The 17,861-nt window shown below is 71.2% G+C and carries 17 protein-coding genes; 14 read left to right on the forward strand and 3 right to left on the reverse strand.

Features of this window, described 5'->3' with window-relative positions; genetic code table 11:
• Nucleotides 1–38 precede the first annotated feature (38 nt).
• The 10 genes from CP976_RS15310 to CP976_RS15355 are packed head-to-tail and all read left to right on the forward strand — an operon-like array spanning nucleotide 39 to nucleotide 9,892.
• The gene (locus CP976_RS15310; RefSeq protein ID WP_150480859.1) at nucleotides 39–1,460 is read left to right on the forward strand and encodes an ABC transporter substrate-binding protein; all 1,422 of its coding nucleotides are present in this window, start codon (nucleotides 39–41) and stop codon (nucleotides 1,458–1,460) included.
• A gap of 3 nt (nucleotides 1,461–1,463) precedes the next feature.
• Nucleotides 1,464–2,345, forward strand: a complete 882-nt coding sequence (locus CP976_RS15315; RefSeq protein WP_086849315.1) for a carbohydrate ABC transporter permease — start codon at nucleotides 1,464–1,466, stop codon at nucleotides 2,343–2,345.
• Nucleotides 2,346–3,170 (forward strand): carbohydrate ABC transporter permease, encoded by an 825-nt coding sequence (locus tag CP976_RS15320; protein ID WP_150480860.1) that lies wholly within the window; start codon nucleotides 2,346–2,348, stop codon nucleotides 3,168–3,170.
• Nucleotides 3,167–4,255, forward strand: coding sequence for an ABC transporter ATP-binding protein (locus CP976_RS15325; protein ID WP_150480861.1), 1,089 nt, complete (start codon nucleotides 3,167–3,169; stop codon nucleotides 4,253–4,255). The genes CP976_RS15320 and CP976_RS15325 overlap by 4 nt, the downstream gene beginning before the upstream one ends.
• On the forward strand, nucleotides 4,252–5,076 hold the full coding sequence (locus tag CP976_RS15330; protein WP_150480862.1) for a DeoR/GlpR family DNA-binding transcription regulator: 825 nt from the start codon (nucleotides 4,252–4,254) through the stop codon (nucleotides 5,074–5,076). Before CP976_RS15325 ends, CP976_RS15330 begins: the two co-directional genes overlap by 4 nt.
• A complete protein-coding gene (locus tag CP976_RS15335; protein ID WP_150480863.1) occupies nucleotides 5,054–6,133 on the forward strand; it encodes an ABC transporter ATP-binding protein in 1,080 nt (359 codons plus the stop codon). The genes CP976_RS15330 and CP976_RS15335 overlap by 23 nt, the downstream gene beginning before the upstream one ends.
• Nucleotides 6,130–7,161, forward strand: a complete 1,032-nt coding sequence (locus CP976_RS15340) for a 2-hydroxyacid dehydrogenase (protein ID WP_150480864.1) — start codon at nucleotides 6,130–6,132, stop codon at nucleotides 7,159–7,161. The genes CP976_RS15335 and CP976_RS15340 overlap by 4 nt, the downstream gene beginning before the upstream one ends.
• An 18-nt stretch (nucleotides 7,162–7,179) precedes the next feature.
• The gene (locus CP976_RS15345; protein WP_150480865.1) at nucleotides 7,180–8,604 is read left to right on the forward strand and encodes an FGGY-family carbohydrate kinase; all 1,425 of its coding nucleotides are present in this window, start codon (nucleotides 7,180–7,182) and stop codon (nucleotides 8,602–8,604) included.
• Between the two features lie 26 nt (nucleotides 8,605–8,630).
• Nucleotides 8,631–9,671, forward strand: a complete 1,041-nt coding sequence (locus tag CP976_RS15350) for a glycerophosphodiester phosphodiesterase family protein (RefSeq protein WP_150480866.1) — start codon at nucleotides 8,631–8,633, stop codon at nucleotides 9,669–9,671.
• On the forward strand, nucleotides 9,671–9,892 hold the full coding sequence (locus tag CP976_RS15355; protein ID WP_150480867.1) for a hypothetical protein: 222 nt from the start codon (nucleotides 9,671–9,673) through the stop codon (nucleotides 9,890–9,892). The genes CP976_RS15350 and CP976_RS15355 overlap by 1 nt, the downstream gene beginning before the upstream one ends.
• A 3-nt stretch (nucleotides 9,893–9,895) precedes the next feature.
• Here the strand turns inward: CP976_RS15355 and CP976_RS15360 are convergent, their stop codons facing one another.
• Nucleotides 9,896–10,534, reverse strand: coding sequence for a mycothiol-dependent nitroreductase Rv2466c family protein (locus CP976_RS15360; RefSeq protein ID WP_167537344.1), 639 nt, complete (start codon nucleotides 10,532–10,534; stop codon nucleotides 9,896–9,898).
• 137 nt (nucleotides 10,535–10,671) lie between these two features.
• Here CP976_RS15360 and pepN point away from each other — a divergent pair, with 137 nt between their 5' ends.
• The 4 genes from pepN (at nucleotide 10,672) to CP976_RS15380 (ending at nucleotide 16,088) form a co-directional block, all read left to right on the forward strand.
• Nucleotides 10,672–13,251, forward strand: a complete 2,580-nt coding sequence (gene pepN, locus CP976_RS15365) for an aminopeptidase N (protein ID WP_150480869.1) — start codon at nucleotides 10,672–10,674, stop codon at nucleotides 13,249–13,251.
• A 196-nt stretch (nucleotides 13,252–13,447) separates the two neighbouring features.
• Nucleotides 13,448–14,488: a hypothetical protein gene (locus CP976_RS15370; RefSeq protein ID WP_150480870.1), complete on the forward strand. Its 1,041-nt coding sequence runs from the start codon at nucleotides 13,448–13,450 to the stop codon at nucleotides 14,486–14,488.
• 251 nt (nucleotides 14,489–14,739) lie between these two features.
• Nucleotides 14,740–15,351 carry an ECF RNA polymerase sigma factor SigK gene (gene sigK / locus CP976_RS15375; RefSeq protein ID WP_150480871.1) on the forward strand — a complete coding sequence of 204 codons (612 nt, stop codon included), beginning with the start codon at nucleotides 14,740–14,742 and terminating at the stop codon, nucleotides 15,349–15,351.
• Complete coding sequence (locus tag CP976_RS15380; protein ID WP_150480872.1) at nucleotides 15,348–16,088, forward strand: anti-sigma factor; 741 nt, start codon at nucleotides 15,348–15,350, stop codon at nucleotides 16,086–16,088. The genes sigK and CP976_RS15380 overlap by 4 nt, the downstream gene beginning before the upstream one ends.
• Before the next feature lie 3 nt (nucleotides 16,089–16,091).
• Here CP976_RS15380 and CP976_RS15385 read toward each other — a convergent pair whose 3' ends face one another.
• Together CP976_RS15385 and sbnA are read right to left on the reverse strand one after the other, a co-directional pair.
• A complete protein-coding gene (locus CP976_RS15385) occupies nucleotides 16,092–16,700 on the reverse strand; it encodes a 4'-phosphopantetheinyl transferase family protein (RefSeq protein ID WP_229875211.1) in 609 nt (202 codons plus the stop codon).
• Nucleotides 16,701–16,828: 128 nt separating this feature from the next.
• A complete protein-coding gene (gene sbnA / locus CP976_RS15390; RefSeq protein WP_150480874.1) occupies nucleotides 16,829–17,842 on the reverse strand; it encodes a 2,3-diaminopropionate biosynthesis protein SbnA in 1,014 nt (337 codons plus the stop codon).
• Nucleotides 17,843–17,861: the final 19 nt, after the last annotated feature.

Genomic DNA, 17,861 nt, shown 5'->3' on the forward strand with positions numbered 1-17,861 from the left:
GACTCGACGTGTCAACCAGCCCCCACGTGGAGGTACGGATGAACACGCACGTGCACGACCGGCGGCGCTTCCTCGCGCTCGCCGCCGGGGCTGCCGCGGCCCCGCTGCTCACGGCCTGCGGCGCCGGTTTCGGCGGGGACGACAGCAAGAGCGACGGGTCCGCCGCCGACGACGTCACCGGCTCCTTCGACTGGAAGCGGGAGAAGGGCACCACCGTCAAGGCGCTGCTCAACAAGCACCCGTACACGGACGCGCTCATCGCCGACCTGAAGTCCTTCACGGCGAAGACCGGGATCAAGGTCGAGTACGACGTCTTCCCGGAGGACAACTACTTCGACAAGCTCACGGTGGACCTGTCCAGCGGGCGTGCCTCCTACGACGTCTTCATGCTCGGCGCGTACATGGTGTGGCAGTACGGTCCGCCGGGCTGGCTGGAGGACCTCGGGCCCTGGATGCGCAACTCCTCGGCGACGGGCGCCGAGTGGGACCAGGCGGACTTCTTCCCGAACCTGCTCCAGGCCGACCAGTGGTCGCTGAAGGCGGGCGCGCCGCTCGGCCAGGGCGGGCAGTACGCGCTGCCGTGGGGCTGGGAGACGAACGTCGTCGCCTACAACACCGAGGTGTTCGGGAAGCTGGGGCTGAAGCCGGCCGAGACCTTCGACGAGCTGGCCGAACTCGCCGGGACCATCAAGCGGAAGGCGCCGGGCGCCGGCTTCGACGGGATGTACGGGATCGCCGTACGCGGGTCCAGGAGCTGGGCCACCATCCACCCGGGCTTCATGACGATGTACGCCCGCAACGGGCTGAAGGACTTCACGGTCGACGGCGGGAAGCTCGCACCCGCCATGAACAGCCCCGAGGCCGTCGCGTTCACCGAGGACTGGGCGCGCATGGTCAAGCGGGGCGGCCCGCCGTCCTGGACGTCGTACACCTGGTACCAGTGCTCCAGCGACCTCGGTGCGAAGAAGGCCGGGATGCTGTTCGACGCCGACACGGCCGCCTACTTCCAGGCGGTGAGGGGCGCCAGCCCCGCCTCCGGGAAGATCGCCTTCCACCCCGGGCCGAAGGGCCCGGACGGGTCGCTCGCCACCAACATGTGGATCTGGTCGCTCGGCATGAACGCCAAGAGCGAGAAGAAGAGCGCCAGTTGGCTGTTCCTCCAGTGGGCCACCGGCAAGGAGCACCTGCGCAAGGGCGCGATCAGGCACAACCACATCGACCCGGTGCGCAAGTCGGTCGCCGACGACGCCGCGTACAAGGACAAGATGAGGCACCTGCCGGGCTTCCTGGAGACCTTCGAGACGGTCGTCGACCAGACGAAGATCCAGTTCACCCCGCAGGCGCAGTTCTTCGACGCGACCACCAGCTGGGCCGCGGCCCTCCAGGAGATCTACGGCGGCAAGGGCGCGCAGTCGGTGCTGGACGGGCTGGCGGACGACCTCGCCGGCAAGGTGGGTTAGCCGATGGGGTGGCGGCTCACCCTGCGCCCGTACGTCCTGATCGTGCCCGCACTGCTGCTGACCTGCGGGATCCTCTACCCGTTCGGGCTCGGCCTGTACTACACGCTGTTCGACTTCTCGGCGAGCAAACCGCAGCCGGACATGGTGCGGTTCGAGAACTACACGACCGTCTTCACGCAGGAGGCCTTCTGGAACTCGGCGTGGGTGACGGTGCTGTACGCGGTCGGGGCTGCCCTCGTCGAGACCGTGCTCGGGGTGGCCGTCGCCCTGCTGCTGCACCGGTCGAGTCTCCTCGGCCGCGTCTTGGAGAAGATCCTGATCCTGCCTCTGATGATCGCCCCGGTGATCGCGGCGATCATCTGGAAGCTGATGCTCCAGCCGTCCGTGGGGGTCGTCAACTACCTGCTGAGGCCCTTCGGTCTCGGCGGGGTGCAGTGGACCGACACCCCGACCGGTGCCCTCCTGTCGTCGATCGCCGTGGACGTGTGGGTGTACACGCCGTTCGTGGCGATCCTCGCCCTCGCCGGTCTGCGGTCGCTGCCCACCTCCCCGTTCGAGGCGGCGGCCGTGGACGGCGCGGGATGGTGGTACACCTTCCGCCGGCTGACCTTGCCGATGCTGTGGCCGTACGTGCTGGTCGCGGTGATCTTCCGGTTCATGGACTCGCTGAAGGTGTTCGACATCATCTACGCCCTCACCGAGGGCGGGCCCGGTGACTCGACCGTCGTCCTCCAGATCCGGGCGTACCTGGAGGCGATCCGCTTCCAGCGGTACTCCTTCGGGATCAGCTACACGATCGTGCTGTGGGCCGTGGTGTATCTGGCCGCGATGGTGCTGGTGAAGCACCTGGGGAAGATCCAGCGCCGGGCCGCGGAGGTGACCTGAGTGAAGAAGCGTGTGCTGGGGTGGCTCGCGGACACCGCCCTCGTCCTCTACTTCGTCTTCGCGCTGTTCCCGATCGCCTGGATGGTGATCCTGTCGCTGAAGCCGGCGGACCAGCTCTTCTCCACCTACTTCTCCTTCTCCCCGACCCTGGACGGCTACCGGACGGTCCTCGGCGACAGCGAGGGCATCCCGTTCGTGCGGTTCTTCGTCAACAGCCTGGTGGTGTCGGTCGGCGCGGTGGTGCTGTCGCTCGTGGTCGGACTGCCGGCGGCGTACGCCTCGGCGCGGTGGCGGTTCAAGGGCTCCGAGAACCTGATGTTCACGCTGCTGTCGTTCCGCTTCGCGCCCGAACTGACCGTGATCATCCCACTGTTCGTGCTGTACCAGAAGCTCGGGCTGTTCGACACGTACGTCGGCATGGTGTGGGTGCTGCAACTGGTCACCCTGCCGCTGATCGTGTGGATCATGCGGTCGTACTTCGCCGACCTCACGCCGGAGCTGGAGCAGGCGGCGCTGCTGGACGGCTACACCCGCAAGCAGGCGTTCTTCAAGGTGGCGCTGCCGCTGGTCAAGCCGGGCATCGCGGCCGTGTCGCTGCTGGCCTTCATCTTCGCCTGGAACAACTTCGTCTTCCCGCTGATCCTCACCTCCAACGAGGCCCAGACGGTGACGGTCGGCGCGCTGTCCTTCCTCGGCGGCGACCGGCCCAAGTACAACCTGACGGCCGCCGCCGCGCTGGTGTCCGTCGTACCGCCGCTGCTGCTGGCACTGACGATCCAGCGGTATCTGGTACGGGGACTGTCGTTCGGGGCGGTGAAGTCATGATCACGCTGAGCGGGATACGGAAGGCGTACGGGAGGACCGTCGCACTCGACGGACTGGAACTTCAGGTGCGGGAGGGCGAGTTCTTCTGCCTGCTGGGCCCGTCCGGCGCGGGCAAGACCACGACGCTGAAGACCGTCGCCGGGCTCGAACAACCCGACTCCGGCACGGTCGCGCTCGACGGCGAGGACATGCGGGGCGTCGAGCCGTACGACCGGGGCGTGGCGATGTGCTTCGAGAGCTACGCCCTCTACCCGCACCGCTCGGCCTACGACAACCTGGCCTCGCCGCTGCGCTCCCCCCGGCACCGGCTGCCCACCGCCGAGGCCCGGCAGCGGATCGGCACGATCGCCGAACTGCTAGGAATTTCGGGGCTGTTGGACCGTCCGGTGGGTCAGCTGTCCAACGGCCAGCGGCAGCGCGTCGCCCTCGGCCGGGTGCTGGTCCGCCCCGCCCGGGCCTTCCTCCTCGACGAGCCGCTCTCCCACCTCGACGCCAAGCTCCGCCAGCAGATGCGGGCCGAGCTGAAGGCGATCGGGGCCGTGCAGCACACCACCACGCTGTACGTCACCCACGACTCCGTCGAGGCGCTGGCGCTCGGGGACCGGATCGGGGTCATCCGGCAGGGGCGGATCGTGCAGACGGGCACGCGGGAGGAGATCTGGTACCGGCCCCACGACACCGAGGTGGCACGGGCGTTCGGGCGGCCCCGGATCAATCTGCTGCCGGGGGTGGTGACGGAGAGCGGGGTGCGGTCGGACGGCGGGGTCGAGCTGCCCGTCCGGGCGCAGGCCACGCCCGGCACCGAGGTCCTCGTCGGGCTGCGGCCCCGGGACATCGCCCTGCACGGCGAGGGCCACGAGCTGACCGGCACGGTGTACGTCACCGAGGTGCTCGGCCGGTCCGTCGAGGTCACCGTCCGGCTCGGGACCGGGGAGCAGCGGGTGTCGCTGGTGGCCCCCCGGGCGGACGCGGCACGCCTTCGTCCGGACGATCCGGTACGGCTCGTCGTCCGGCCTGAGAACCTGCTGCTGTTCGAGGCCGACCGGCCGGAGCGACCGGGACGACGGATAGAGACACAGCTATGAGCAGCAGCAGTGGTGGACAGCAGGGGCCGGCGGCGCGGCAGGCCGCCATGGCCGAGCAGGTGCTGGCCGACGGCTCGGCGACGGCGGCGGAGCTGGCCGAGCGGTTCGGGGTGAGCCTGATGACCATCCACCGGGACCTCGACGAGCTGGAACGGCAGGGCATCGTACGGAAGTCCCGGGGCGGGGTGACCGCGCAGCCGTCGGGGGTCTTCGAGTCGAACGTGCAGTACCGGCTGAAGACCATGCGGGCCGAGAAGGCCGCCGTCGCCGAGCACGCGCTGCGGATGGTGGAGCCCGGCATGGCGATCCTGCTGGACGACTCCACGTCCACCCTGGAGATAGCCCGGCGTCTGCGCACGGGCGAGGTCACGCCGCTGACGGTCGTCACCAACTTCCTGGAGGCGATCAACCTGCTGGCCGACCAGCGGGGCATCCACCTGATGGCGCTCGGCGGCGACTACGACCCGCTGCACTCCTCCTTCCTGGGGGTGTCCTGCGTGGAGGCGGTCGAGCAGTTGCGGGTGGACGTGTGCTTCGCGTCGACGTCGGCGGTGCACGGGGGTTACGCCTACCACCAGGAGCAGCACATCGTGTCCGTGAAGCGGGCGATGCTCGACGCGGCCGCGCGGAACGTCCTGCTGATCGACCACACCAAGCTCGGCCGGGTCGCCCTGCACCGGGTCGTCCCGCTGTCCCGCTTCGACACGCTCCTCGTGGACGACGGGGCGTCGGCGGAGGCGTTGCGGGACCTGGACGAGCACAAGGTCCGTTACGAGGTCTGTGCGACGAAGGGCAGCGATGACCGAGCTGGAGCTACGTGATCTGCGCAAGACCTACCGGGCCCGGGGTCGTCCGGGCGTGGACGCGGTGCGCGGCCTCGACCTCGCGCTGCGTTCCGGGGAGCTGCTCGGACTGCTCGGGCCGTCCGGCTGCGGCAAGTCGACGACCCTCCGCATGATCGCCGGTCTCGAGCCGGTGACCGGCGGAGACATCCTGGTCGGCGGGGCGTCGGTGGTCGAACGGCCCGCGCAGCGGCGGAACATCGGGGTCGCGTTCGAGAACTACGCGCTGTATCCGCCGCTGTCGGTGGCGGAGAACCTGGCGTTCGGGCTGAAGGCCCGGGGCCGCAAGGCTCGTGGGGACGTCGACCGCAAGGTGAAGGAGATCGCCGAACGGGTCGGCCTGACCGACCTCCTCGACGCCCGCCCGGCGGGCCTGTCCAGCGGCCAGAAGCAGCGGGTCTCCCTGGCCCGGGCCCTGATCCGCGAACCGGACGTGCTGCTGCTCGACGAACCGCTGTCCCACCTGGACGCGGCCCAGCGCGACACCACCCGCCGCGAACTCAAGCGCATCCAGAAGGACCTGGGCCACACCACGATCCTGGTCACCCACGACCAGGAGGAGGCCCTTTCCCTCGCCGACCGGATCGCCGTCATGAAGGACGGCGTCATCCAGCAGCTCGGCACCCCTTACGAGATCTACGACAGCCCGGCCAACGTGTTCGTCGCGGACTTCGTCGGCGAGCCCGCGATCACCCTGCTGCCCGGCATCGCCGACCGCGACGGCCACGCCCGCCTCTCCGGCTCGGTGCGGATCGCGCTGCCCGTGCCGGTGGACCCGGGGCGGGAGGTGGTGGTCGGGATCCGCCCGGAGGACGTCCGGCTCACCGCCGAAGACGGCCTGCCCGCCCGGGTCGTCGCCCATGAGCCGTTGCTGGAGTCGGGCATCGCGACCCTCGCTCTCGACGGTGTCGAACGGCACCTGGTCGTCCTCACCGATCCCGATGTGCGGCTCGCCCACGACGAACGGGTCCGGGTCGCCGCCGACCGCCGGCACACCCATGTCTTCGACGCCGAGACAGGAGAAGCCCTGCGATGACTGACGGAAACAGCGTGCGTGTCGTGGCCGCCGGTGACCACTTCGTCCTGCCGTCGCTGATCACGCGAGCGGTGGAGCACGAGGTGGAACGGGCCCGGGTGACGGAAGTGAAACTCGGCTGGCCGCTGGAGCCGTTCGGGCCGGTCGCCGAGGTGCAGGAGGCCAGTGACGCCGAGGACGAGATGATCGAGGCGCTGGCCGGGGCGGAGGTGCTGGTCACGCAGATGGGGCCGGTGACCGAACGGGTCCTCGCGGCCTGCCCGGATCTGAGGCTGGTCGTGGTCTGCCGGGGCGGGCCGGTCAACGTCAACCTGGACGCGGCCAAGCGGCGTGACGTGCGGGTGTGCTTCGCGCCCGGCCGCAACGCCGCCGCCACCGCCGAGTTCACCGTCGGCATGATGCTGGCCGCCCTGCGCCGCATCCCCCAGGCCCATGACCCGCTGGCCCGGCAGGGCAGTTGGGAGGGCGCGACGTACTACACGTACGAGCAGAGCGGTCTGGAGCTGGAGGACCTGCCGGTCGGGCTGGTCGGGTACGGGGCCGTCGGCAGCCGGGTCGCGCGGGTGCTGTGCGCGTTCGGGGCGCGGGTGATGGTGTACGACCCGTACGTGCACGGCGAGATCCACGGACTGCGCATGACCTCGCTGGACGAGCTCCTGCGCCGCTCCCAGGTGATCACCCTGCACGCCCGGCTCACCCCCGAGACCCGGGGTCTGATCGGCGCCCGGGAGCTGGGGCTGCTGCCGTCCGGCGCGGTGGTGGTGAACGTGGCCCGGGGCCCGCTGCTGGACGAGGGCGCGCTGTGCGACGCGCTGGAGAGCGGGCAGGTGTCGGCGGCGGCGCTCGACACGTACGAGCGGGAGCCGCTGCCGGCTCAGTCGCGGCTTCTGGGGCTGGGCGAGCGCGTCGTGCTGACCCCGCATCTGGGTGGCGCTTCGCGCGCCGTCGCGGAGAAGGCCGCGCGGATCGCCGCCGGGGAAGTGGGCCGCTGGGTCCGTGGAGAGCCCCTCGCCCACTGTCTGACCTGAGACCTGGAGGAGAGCCGCATGTACGTCGGTATCGATGTGGGCACGTCCATGGTCAAGACGGCGGCCTTCGACGGCACGGGCCGGGAACTGGCCGTGTCCTCCCGCCCGGTGGACCTGAAACTGCACGGCGGATTCGTCGAGCAGGACATGGAGGAGGTGTACGGGGCGGTCGTCGCCGTGCTGGAGGAACTCACCGGACGGGTGCCGGGGCCGGTCGAGCTGGCCGGGCTCACCGGGCAGGGTGACGGGGTGTGGCTGGTCGACGGCGAGGGACGGCCGGTGCGGGCGGCAGCCTCCTGGATGGACGGGCGGGCGCACGAACTGGTCGACCGGTGGCTGGCCGACGGTACGTTCGAGACGGTGTTCCGGCGGACGGGCAGCGCGATGTTCCCGGGCTGTCCGGGGCCGCTGCTGGCCTGGCTGGACAGCAACGAACCGAAGGTGCTGGATGCCGCGAAGACCGCCCTGTACTGCAAGGACATGGTGTTCCAGCGGCTGACGGGAGCGGATCCGGCGACGGATGTGTCGGACGCCTCGATGCCCTTCCTGGACCCGCGCACCCGGACGTACGACAACCGGGTCGTGGAGCTGCTGGGGCTCACGCACCGGCGCGGGTTGCTCGCCCCGGTGAGCGACCCGGTCGCGACGGCCGAGGCGCGCGGTGAGGGCCTGCCGTCGGGCACCCGGATCGCGAACGGGCCGTACGATCTGCCGGCCTGCGCGCTGGGCGCCGGGGTGACGGCCCCGGGGGACGGTCTGCTGATCGTCGGGACCTGTCTGGCCAGTCTGGTCGCCACGACCGAGCTGGACCTGACGGGCGAACCGGCCGGCCTGTACATCTCCACCGACCGGCCCGGGTACTGGCTGCGCGCCATGCCCGCGATGGTCGGCACGGCGGCCCTGGACTGGGTGCTGTCGACGACGGGCGTGCGGCACGACGAGGTGGACGGCCTGCTGGCTCGGACCCCGCCGGGCGCGAACGGCGTCCGTGTGCTGCCGTACTTCGCGCCCTCCGGCGAACGCGCCCCGTTCGTCGAGCCCCGGCTGCGCGCCGAACTCACGGGTGTCTCCCTGGAGTCGACCCGGGGCGATCTGGTCCGCGCCACCTGCGAGGGCATCGGGTACGCGGCCCGGCACTGCCTGGAGGCGGCGGGCCTCACGGGGAATCTGGCCGTCTGCGGCGGCGGCACCCGCAGCCCCGCCTGGATGCGGCTGCTCGCCGATGTGCTCGGCCGGCCGCTGCGGGTCGTCGAGGGCGAGGTGGGCGCGCGGGGCGCGGTCCTCGCGGCGGCCGAGCGGTACGGGGTCGCGCTGGACGCGCGGGTGTGGACACGCCCGACGCAGGTCGTCGAGCCGGACCGGGGCCGGGCGGCGTACTACACGAAAGGGTACGAGGAGCACCTGGTCCGGCTTGCCGGGGCACGGGCCCGGGCAAGGAGCTGACCATCCGGATGGCGAAAGGGAACTGGATGCACCTGAGACGCCGATCTCTCCTGCTCGCGGCCGCCGCCACCCCGGCGGCCGCGACCGTACCCGCGCTCGCGGCACCCGCTGCCGCGGCCACACCCGGCGGGCCGCTGGTCATCGGGCACCGCGGCGCGGCCGGCTGGCGCCCCGAGCACACGGCCGCCTCGTACACGTACGCCGTGCAGACGGGCGCCGACTGGATCGAACCGGACCTGGTGCCGACGAAGGACCATGTGCTGGTGGTCCGGCACGAGAACGAGATCTCCCAGACCACCGACGTGGCCCGCCGCCCGGAGTTCGCGGACCGCCGCACGACGAAGACGGTCGACGGCCGGTCCGTGACCGGATGGTTCACGGAGGACTTCACCCTCGCCGAGCTGAAGACGCTGCGGGCGGTGGAGCGGCTGCCGCAGGTCCGCAACCGCAACACGGTCTTCGACGGGCGCGAGGAGGTCATGACCTTCCAGGAGGTCGTGGATCTGGCGCGGAAGCTGTCGAAGGCGCACGGCCGGACGATCGCCGTCTTCCCGGAGACCAAGCACCCGACGTACTTCCGGTCCATCGGCCTGCCCCTGGAGCCGAAGCTGGCGGCCGCGATCCGCCGCAACCGGCTGGGCCGGCGCGAGTGTGTCGTGCAGTCATTCGAGCCGACGAGCCTGAAGCGCATGACAGGCCTGGGCGTACCGCTGTGGCAGGCCCTGGGGACCACGGGCGGGCCGTACGACCTGCCCACGACGACCTACCGGGAGATGATGACCCCGGACGGGCTGGCGGACATCGCCGAGTACGCGGACTGGATCGGCCCGGACAAGTCGTCGCTCGTGGGCACGTCACTCCTCGCGGACGCACATGCTGCGGGGCTGCGCGTGGGGCCGTACACCTTCCGGGCGGAGAACCAGTTCCTGCCGGCGGAATTCCGGCGCGGCACCGGAAGCACCGATTTCGGGGACGCGTTCGCCGAATACGCGCTGTACTACCGCATGGGGGTCGATGCGGTGGTAACCGACTTCCCGGACTTGGCGGTGATGGCGAGGAGGGGCTGATGTTCTTCAAGGACAAGCACTGCCCGACCTGTGGCGGCAGCGGAACGCAGGTGTTCACGCCGCTCAAGCCCGAGGAGAGAAAAGCGCTCGGCACGCACCGCACGGACCTGTGGCGCTGCACCGCTGCGGGCTGCCGGTGGTACCAGCCCTGGGGCCATCAGGCCGGCGGGGGCCGGCTCCCGGAGGAACTGGAGAACCCGGGAGCCGACGCCTCGGTGTGATGCCTAGAGGTTGGAGAAGTCCGGGCCCTTGGTACGCGTGCGCTTGATCTCGTAGAAGCCCGGGACCGAGGCCACGGCGAGGGTGCCGTCCCAGAGGCGGGCGGCCTCCTCGCCCTTGGGGGCCGGGGTGACGACCGGGCCGAAGAAGGCGATCTGCTCGCCGTCCGCGCCGGGCACGGCGATGACCGGCGTGCCGACCTCCTGGCCGACCTTGTCGATGCCCTCCTTGTGGGAGGCGCGCAGCTCGGGCTCGTACCGGGTGCCGTCCCAGTGCTCCATGAGGGACTCGGGCAGGCCGACGTCCTTCAGCGCGGCGGCGACCGTCTCCTTGCCGGGGCCCTCGCCCTGGTTGTGGAAGCGGGTGCCGAGCGCGGTGTAGAGGTCGCCCAGCACCTCGGCGCCGTGCTCCTGCTGTGCCGCTATGACGATCCGGACGGGACCCCACGCCTTGGTCTCGAGCAGTTCGCGGTACTCCTCGGGCAGCTCGTCGAGCTTGTCCTCGTTGAGCACGGCGAGGCTCATGACATGCCAGCGGACCTCGATGTCCCTGACCTTCTCCACCTCCAGCACCCAACGCGAGGTCATCCACGCCCAGGGGCACAGCGGGTCGAACCAGAAGTCGACGGGAGTCTTGTCCGACATGTCTCTCCTCATGAGGAAACCGTTTCTCCGGGAACGCCGCCGCTCGCCCCGGTCATTCCCGGCTGCCTCGTGTCAGGGGTACGTGGCAGGATCGTCGCCGTTCAGCCGTATCCGACGACGCTTGAGGAGTTCCGCCCGTGCCCGGTGAGAATCTGTCCCGCGACGAGGCCCGGGAGCGGGCCGCCCTGATCGGCGTCGACGGGTACGAGGTGTCCCTCGACCTGCGGTCCGCGGTCGGTGCGGACGACACCGACGGGCCCCGCACGTTCCGGTCCGTCACGACCGTCCGGTTCCGCTGCAACGAGCCCGGCGCGAGCAGCTTCGCCGATCTGATCGCCCCGAGTGTGACCGCCGTCTCACTCAACGGCCGTGATCTGGACCCCGGGGAGGTCTTCGACGGCTCGCGGATCACGCTGGAGGACCTGGCCGCCGACAACGAGCTGGTGGTCGACGCGCAGTGCGCCTACTCCCGCACGGGCGAGGGCCTGCACCGCTTCGTCGACCCCGAGGACGGCGAGGTGTACCTGTACACGCAGTACGAGCCGGCCGACTCGCGCCGCGTCTTCGCCAACTTCGAGCAGCCCGACCTCAAGGCCCCGTTCCGCTTCGAGGTGCGGGCGCCGGAGGGCTGGACGGTGTGGAGCAACGGCGTGGGCGAACGGGCCGACGGGGTCTGGCGGTTCGCCGAGACCAAGCCGATCTCGACGTACATCACATGTGTGGTGGCGGGCCCGTACCACTACGTGACGGACAGCTACTCCCGTACGTTCGCCGACGGCACGACGCTGGAGATCCCCCTCGGCGCCCTGTGCCGCAAGGGTCTCGCGCCCTACTTCGACGCCGAGGACGTCTTCCTGGTCACCAAGCAGGGCCTGGACTTCTTCCACGACCACTTCGACTATCCGTACCCGTTCGGGAAGTACGACCAGGCGTTCGTGCCCGAGTACAACCTGGGCGCGATGGAGAACCCGGGCCTGGTGACGTTCCGGGAGGAGTTCATCTTCCGGGGCAAGGTGACGCAGGCGTCCTACGAGGGCCGGGCCAACGTCGTCCTGCACGAGATGGCGCACATGTGGTTCGGCGACCTGGTCACCATGGAGTGGTGGGACGACCTGTGGCTGAAGGAGTCGTTCGCGGACTTCATGGGCGAGTTCTCGCTGGTCGGCGCGACCCGCTTCGTCAACGGCTGGATCACCTTCGCCAACCGCCGCAAGTCGTGGGCCTACCGGGCCGACCAGCTTCCCTCCACGCACCCGATCACGGCGGACATCCGCGACCTCCAGGACGCCAAGCTGAACTTCGACGGCATCACGTACGCCAAGGGCGCGTCGGTGCTGAAGCAGCTCGTCGCGTACGTCGGCCAGGACGCGTTCCTGGAGGGCGCCCGGCGCTACTTCAAGCGGCACGCGTACGGCAACACCCGCCTCGGTGACCTGCTGTCGGTGCTGGAGGAGACCAGCGGCCGGGACATGAGCGCCTGGTCGCGGTCCTGGCTCCAGACGGCCGGGGTGAACTCGCTGACCCCGCAGCTGCTGCTGGACCCGCAGGGCCGCGTCCAGGAGCTGGCGGTGGTGCAGGAGGCGGCCGAGTCGCATCCCGAACTGCGCCCGCACCGGGTGGCGGTGGGCCTGTACCGGGCGACGGACGGCGGGGCGGTCGAGCGGTACGCGCGCGCCGAGGTCGACGTCGACGGCCCGCGGACGGTCGTGGCGGAACTGTCCGGCGCCGAGGCGCCCGACCTGGTCCTGGTCAACGACGACGACCTGACGTACTGCAAGATCCGCTTCGACGAGACCTCGCTGGCGACGCTGCGCGAGCACCTGGGGTCGGTGACCGACCCGCTGGCGCGTGCCCTGTGCTGGTCGGCGCTGTGGAACATGACGCGGGACGCGCTGCTCCCGGCGAGGGACTTCGTGGACCTGGTGCTGCGGTTCGCGGGGAGCGAGTCCGAGATCGGCGTGGTGCAGATGCTGCACGCGTGGGCCGAGTCGGCGGTCACGCACTACGCGGCGCCCGCCCGGCGGGAGACGACCGCCCGCCTCCTCGCCGAGGGCGCGCGGCGCGAGCTGTACGCGGCCGAGGCCGGCAGTGAGCACCAGCTCGCGTGGGCGCGTTTCTTCGCCCGGACGGCCGCCGCCGAGGCCGACTTCGAGCTGCTGAGCGACCTGCTGGCGGGCACGGCGGCGGTCGAGGGCCTCGACCTGGACCAGGAGCTGCGGTGGGTGTTCCTGGAGCCGCTGGCCGCACACGGGGTGGTGGACGAGAAGGCGCTGGCCGAGGAGCTGGCCCGGGACGACACGGCGTCCGGCAAGCGCCACCAGGTGCGCTGTCTGGCCGCCCGGCCGTCGGAGGCGGTCAAGGCGCAGGCGTGGGCGCAGGTCGTGGAGTCGGACGCGCTGTCCAACGCCATGGTCGAGGCGACCATCGCGGGCTTCTCCCAGGGCTCGCAGCGGGAGTTGCTCGCGCCGTACGCGCAGAAGTACTTCGCGGCGATCGAGCGGGTGTGGGCCGAGCGGTCGATCCAGATCGGGATGCACGTGGTGCAGGGCATGTTCCCCTCGCTCCAGCAGTCCCGGGACACCCTCGACGCCACGGACGCGTGGCTGGAGGCCCACCGGGAGGCGGCTCCGGCCCTGCGCCGGCTGGTGCTGGAGGCCCGGGACGACCTGGCGCGGGCGCTGCGGGGGCAGGACTGCGACGCGGCCTCCGACCAGTAGCTTTGGCCTGAGATCCGGGCGTTCCGCCATCGTTACGAGATGCGTGCCCCGCAAGCCGTAACCCCTGGTCCGCACCCGAACGGACCAGGGGCTTTCGGCATCCGAACACCCGTCCTTTAGGGCTGGGTTGTCCGTATTTGTCGACGGGCCTGTAACAGCGGTTAAAGGGCGGCCGAAGCACGGGAAATTGCGGGTCATGACCCACAACACCCCGCTCTCACCGCGCCCGCTGCACGACCTGTCCGGCCGCGGCCGGCTCCGCGTGATGACGGTCGCGCAGCTCCGCTCGCACGGTGTGACGTCGTCCGAGACGAACGAGCAGTGCCGCCCCGGCGGACCCTGGCAGCAGCTCCTCCCGGGCGTCGTCCTGCTCCACCCGGGCCCGCCGACCAGCGAGGAGCGGCTGCACGCGGTGCTGATGTACGCGGCGCGGGAGCGCGGCACGGGCGTTCCCGCCCAGCCCGGCGCGAGCGGGGGGCACGCCCCCGCCTACCCGGATGTGATGATCACCGGCCTGGCCGCCCTGACGCTGCACGGGTTCTCCTCCACTCCCCCGCTGCCGTCCCTGGACGCGATCGACGTCCTGGTCCCGCGGCTGCGTCGGCTGCGCTCGACGGGCTGTGCGCGCATCGTCCGCAGTGCCCCGCTGCCCGCCCCCGAGCAGGTCACGGGTCTGCCGGTGGCCCCGGTCGCCCGCGCGCTGGCCGACGCGGTGGCCGACCTCCGGGACGCCGGCACCGTGCGCCGGCTGATGACGGAGGCGGTGCGCGGCGCCCACTGCGAGCCGGCGGCGGTGGTGCGGGAGCTGAACGAGGCGCGGCTGCTGAGCCGTCCGCACGTGGTGGACGCGGTGGAGTCCCTGCTGGCCGAGGGCCGGGTGATCGCGGAGGACCGCCTGTACCGGATGGTGCGCGAGTACGGCCTGCCCGACCCGGTCTGGAACGTGGACCTGCGCCTGCCCGGCGGCCCCTACCTCGGGGGCCTGGACGCGTACTGGCCCGACCAGGCGGTGGCGCTGGAGCTGGACACGCGGGCGCCCCGGCAGGACGACGACGCCCTGTGGTCCGAGTACGCCCGCAAGCGCGAGCACCTGGAGCGCCTCGGCATCACCGTCGTCCACATCACGCCCAGGAAGCTCCGCGACAGTCCGGAACAGCAGGCGACGGTGGTCCGCACGGCCCTGATGGCCTCGGCCGACCGCGATCCGGCCGCGTATGTCTTGGTACTGCCCCGGTAGTGACGGGCAGGGCCGGGAGGGGAGAGGAGGGGCCGCCGGAGTCGCCGGCGGCCCCTCCTCGCACTCCGGCGGCGATCGATCATGATCTGTCGCGGCGGCAGCTTCGAACAAAGGGTGAGGGGAAACGCCCCGCCCGGCGCGAGACCGGACGTTTGCTGCGGCAGGCAGGTGAATCTGTCAGACGGACGGCTTCGGACCGGATGCGCCGCTCGCACAGGAGGGCCAGTGTCGAGCTGAGGCGAGGAGGCACGATGGACCGAGGAGCCGGAGCTCGGAGGGAAGGTGACAGGCAAGGGCGGCGAGGAGGGTCGGCGGACGACCCCGGGCTGGACCAGTTGCTCGTCCGCGCCGCCGAGGGCGACGAACAGGCCTTCGCCGAGCTGTACGACGCCCTGGCGCACACGGTGCTGGGACTGGCTTGCCGGGTGGTGGGGGACAAGGCCCAGGCGGAGGAGGTGACCCAGGACGTGATGGTGGAGGTGTGGCGGACCGCCGACCGGTTCCGGCCGGCGCGCGGAGCCGCCCGGAACTGGGTGCTCACCCTCGCGCACCGCCGCGCGGTGGACCGGGTGCGGTCCGTCACCGCGGGTCGCGTCCGCGAGCTGCGCGCCGCGGTCATGGAGCAGGAACGGTCCTTCGACACCGTCGCCGAAGAGGTCGAGGTGCGCGAGGAGCAGCGCGCGGTCTTCCGCTGCCTGACCCAGCTGGCCCGCGAGCTGAGGCTGCCGCTGGTGCTGGCCTACTACGAGGGGCTGACGTACGCGGAGGTCGCCGAGGCGCTCTCGATGCCGACGGGAACCATCAAGTCGCGGATGCGCCAGGGGCTGCGGCGCCTGCACGACTGCATGGAGGCCGCCTCGTGAACCTCACCGACGACCCCCACCTCGCGGTCGGAGCGTACGTGCTGCACGCGCTGCCGACCGGTGAGGAGACCGACTTCGAGAAGCACCTGGCCGTGTGCGGCCCATGTCGTCTGGAAGTCGATCAGCTGTCGAGTGCGGCCGTTCGGCTGGGGGAGGCCGAGACGAGCACACCCTCCGCGGACCTGCGCCACCGCGTGCTCGACCAGATCGCCACCGTACGTCAGGACAGGTCCGTCACAGGCGGGTACCGGCGCCGACGCCGACGCTGGAGTCTCAAGCCGGCGCTGGCGGCATCCGTGGCGGCGGCCGCGGCTCTCGGAGGCGTCGCCTGGTGGCAGAACTCCGAGGCCGACACCGCACGCGAGCAGTCCGCGCAGGACCGTGCCGAGTACCGGCAACTCACCGATGTCCTTGCCGCCCCCGACGCCACGATCAGCAGCCAGGAGCTCACGGGCGGCGGGACCGCGAGCGTGGTCGCCTCCCGGGCGCAGGGCCAGTCCGCGCTCATCGCCTCCCAATTGCCGCAGCTCACCGGCGACCGGGTCTACGAACTCTGGTACGCCGAATCGGGACGGTACCGGCCGGCCGGACTGCTGTCCTCAGCGGGCGGACGTCAGGCATACGTCCTGGACGGGCGCCTCGACGGGGCCACCGCCGTCTGTATCACCGTGGAACCGGCCGACGGCTCCACTCAGCCCACCACCGACCCCATCGGCTACATCTCCGTCCCCCGTTGACGATCACTGCTCGGCCACCGCGACGGCGGCCGCACACCCCCTCCCCACCGCCACGTCGTCGATCGCCCAGCCCGGCACCCGGCTGGGCCCGCGCGCGGAGGCGCCGAGATGGTCGGAGCGCAGGTCGCGCGCCAGTCCGATGCCGAGCCCCTTCAGATACGCCTCCTTGCGTGTCCACACACGCGCGAAGGCGGCCGGGCGCCGGTCCGGCGGGCACGCGGCGAGTTCGGCGGCCTCCCGGGGGTGCAGCGTCGCCGTGAGGGCGGAGACGACGTCGGGGGCGGGCAGCCGCTCGATGTCCGCGCCGACCGCTGTGTCCGCGAAGGCGAGAAGGCAGAGCCCGGCGGTCCGGGAGACGGAGAAGCACAGGGGCACGCCGGGCACGTCGGGGCGACCGTGCGGGGCCCGGCACACGGGACAGGGCCGCCGTACCAGCGGCACCTCCGACGGCTCGGCGCCGAGGTAGGCACCGAGGAGCATGCGCAGGCACACGTGGGCGACCCGGTAACCGTCCCTGTCCTCCGCCCGGTGAAGTGCCGCGGCCCGCGCCCTTTCCCCGCTGTCCAGCACCACATCCGCGAGCGGGGCCACGGCGCCGCGGAGGTCTTCCACCCGGGCCAGCCACAGCCGGGGCCGACCGGGGCGGGGCGGCTCCGGGAGCCTGGTCCAGGCCGCGGGCGTGAGCCGTTCGGGACGCGGGACCGGTCTCGCGGGGAGGAGGCACACGGCAAGGGCCGCCTTCAGTCGGAGGGGGCCGGCACGGCGCTGGGGCCCTCGATTCCGCCGGCGTGCGACACCGGCGGGGCGAGCGCGTCGCCGCCGTACAGGGCCTGCACCCAGTTGCTCTGGTAGATGGTGTCGAGGTAGCGCTCACCGAGGTCGGGGGCGATCGCGACGGGTGTGAGGCCCGGCGTTCCGTGCCGGGCGAGCCAGCTCGTCGCCCCGCTGACGACCGTGCCGGTCGAACCGCCGAACAGGAAGCCCCGCCTCGCCAGGCTCTGGCAGGTACGGATGGAATCGGCCTCCTCGACGCGGACCGCCTCGTCGACGTAACTCTCGTCGAGCAGGGGAGGCCTAAGGCTCATGCCCAGTCCGGGAATCATCCGCCGTCCGGGCGGGTCGCCGAAGATGGCGGAGCCGACGCTGTCCACCGCGACGATCCGCACCGGCCGGTGCCAGGAGCGGAACCAGCGGGCGCAGCCCATCAGCGTGCCGGTCGTGCCGACACCGATGAACAGGACGTCCAGGTACGGGAACCAGCGGGCGATGGCCGGGGCCGTCCGGAAGTAGTGCGCCCTCCAGTTGTCGGGGTTGGTGTACTGACTCAGCCACACGTAACGGTGGTCCGCGGCGCACAGATCGCGCAGGTGCGCCAGCCGCGCGCCCAGGAGACCGCCCGCGGCGTGCTCGTCGGAGACGACGTGGACCCGACTGCCCAGGGCCTCCATCATCAGCCGGGTCGCCAGGTTGCACCGGGAGTCCGTCACGCAGACGAAGCGGTAGCCCTTGCTCGCGGCGATCATGCTCAACGCCACGCCCAGATTGCCGGAGGAGGACTCGATCAGGATCGAGTCCCGCCTGAGGGTCCCGCTCCGCTCGGCGGACTCCACCATCTCGGTCGCGGCCTTCAGCTTGATGGAACCGGCGAAGTTGAAGCCCTCGCACTTGAGGAAGAGCCGGTGTCCCGTCATCGGCTCGAGGTCGACGTACAGGTCCTCCTCGTTGAAGGCGTGGGGTACGGATATGACTGGCACGATGTTCTCCTCGTCCAGG

This window comes from Streptomyces coeruleorubidus, from assembly GCF_008705135.1.
In the GTDB taxonomy this organism is placed as follows: Bacteria; Actinomycetota; Actinomycetes; order Streptomycetales; family Streptomycetaceae; genus Streptomyces; species Streptomyces coeruleofuscus.

Bases quoted from the DNA above. Each gene is read 5' to 3' on its own strand.
- CP976_RS15360 (WP_167537344.1), bottom strand. From the start codon at position 10,534: ATGTCGGACAAGACTCCCGTCGACTTCTGGTTCGACCCGCTGTGCCCC.
- CP976_RS15340 (WP_150480864.1), top strand. From the start codon at position 6,130: ATGACTGACGGAAACAGCGTGCGTGTCGTGGCCGCCGGTGACCACTTC.
- CP976_RS15350 (WP_150480866.1), top strand. From the start codon at position 8,631: ATGCACCTGAGACGCCGATCTCTCCTGCTCGCGGCCGCCGCCACCCCG.
- CP976_RS15335 (WP_150480863.1), top strand. From the start codon at position 5,054: ATGACCGAGCTGGAGCTACGTGATCTGCGCAAGACCTACCGGGCCCGG.
- CP976_RS15330 (WP_150480862.1), top strand. From the start codon at position 4,252: ATGAGCAGCAGCAGTGGTGGACAGCAGGGGCCGGCGGCGCGGCAGGCC.
- CP976_RS15370 (WP_150480870.1), top strand. From the start codon at position 13,448: ATGACCCACAACACCCCGCTCTCACCGCGCCCGCTGCACGACCTGTCC.
- sigK (WP_150480871.1), top strand. From the start codon at position 14,740: ATGGACCGAGGAGCCGGAGCTCGGAGGGAAGGTGACAGGCAAGGGCGG.
- CP976_RS15355 (WP_150480867.1), top strand. From the start codon at position 9,671: ATGTTCTTCAAGGACAAGCACTGCCCGACCTGTGGCGGCAGCGGAACG.
- CP976_RS15325 (WP_150480861.1), top strand. From the start codon at position 3,167: ATGATCACGCTGAGCGGGATACGGAAGGCGTACGGGAGGACCGTCGCA.
- CP976_RS15315 (WP_086849315.1), top strand. From the start codon at position 1,464: ATGGGGTGGCGGCTCACCCTGCGCCCGTACGTCCTGATCGTGCCCGCA.
- CP976_RS15345 (WP_150480865.1), top strand. From the start codon at position 7,180: ATGTACGTCGGTATCGATGTGGGCACGTCCATGGTCAAGACGGCGGCC.
- CP976_RS15310 (WP_150480859.1), top strand. From the start codon at position 39: ATGAACACGCACGTGCACGACCGGCGGCGCTTCCTCGCGCTCGCCGCC.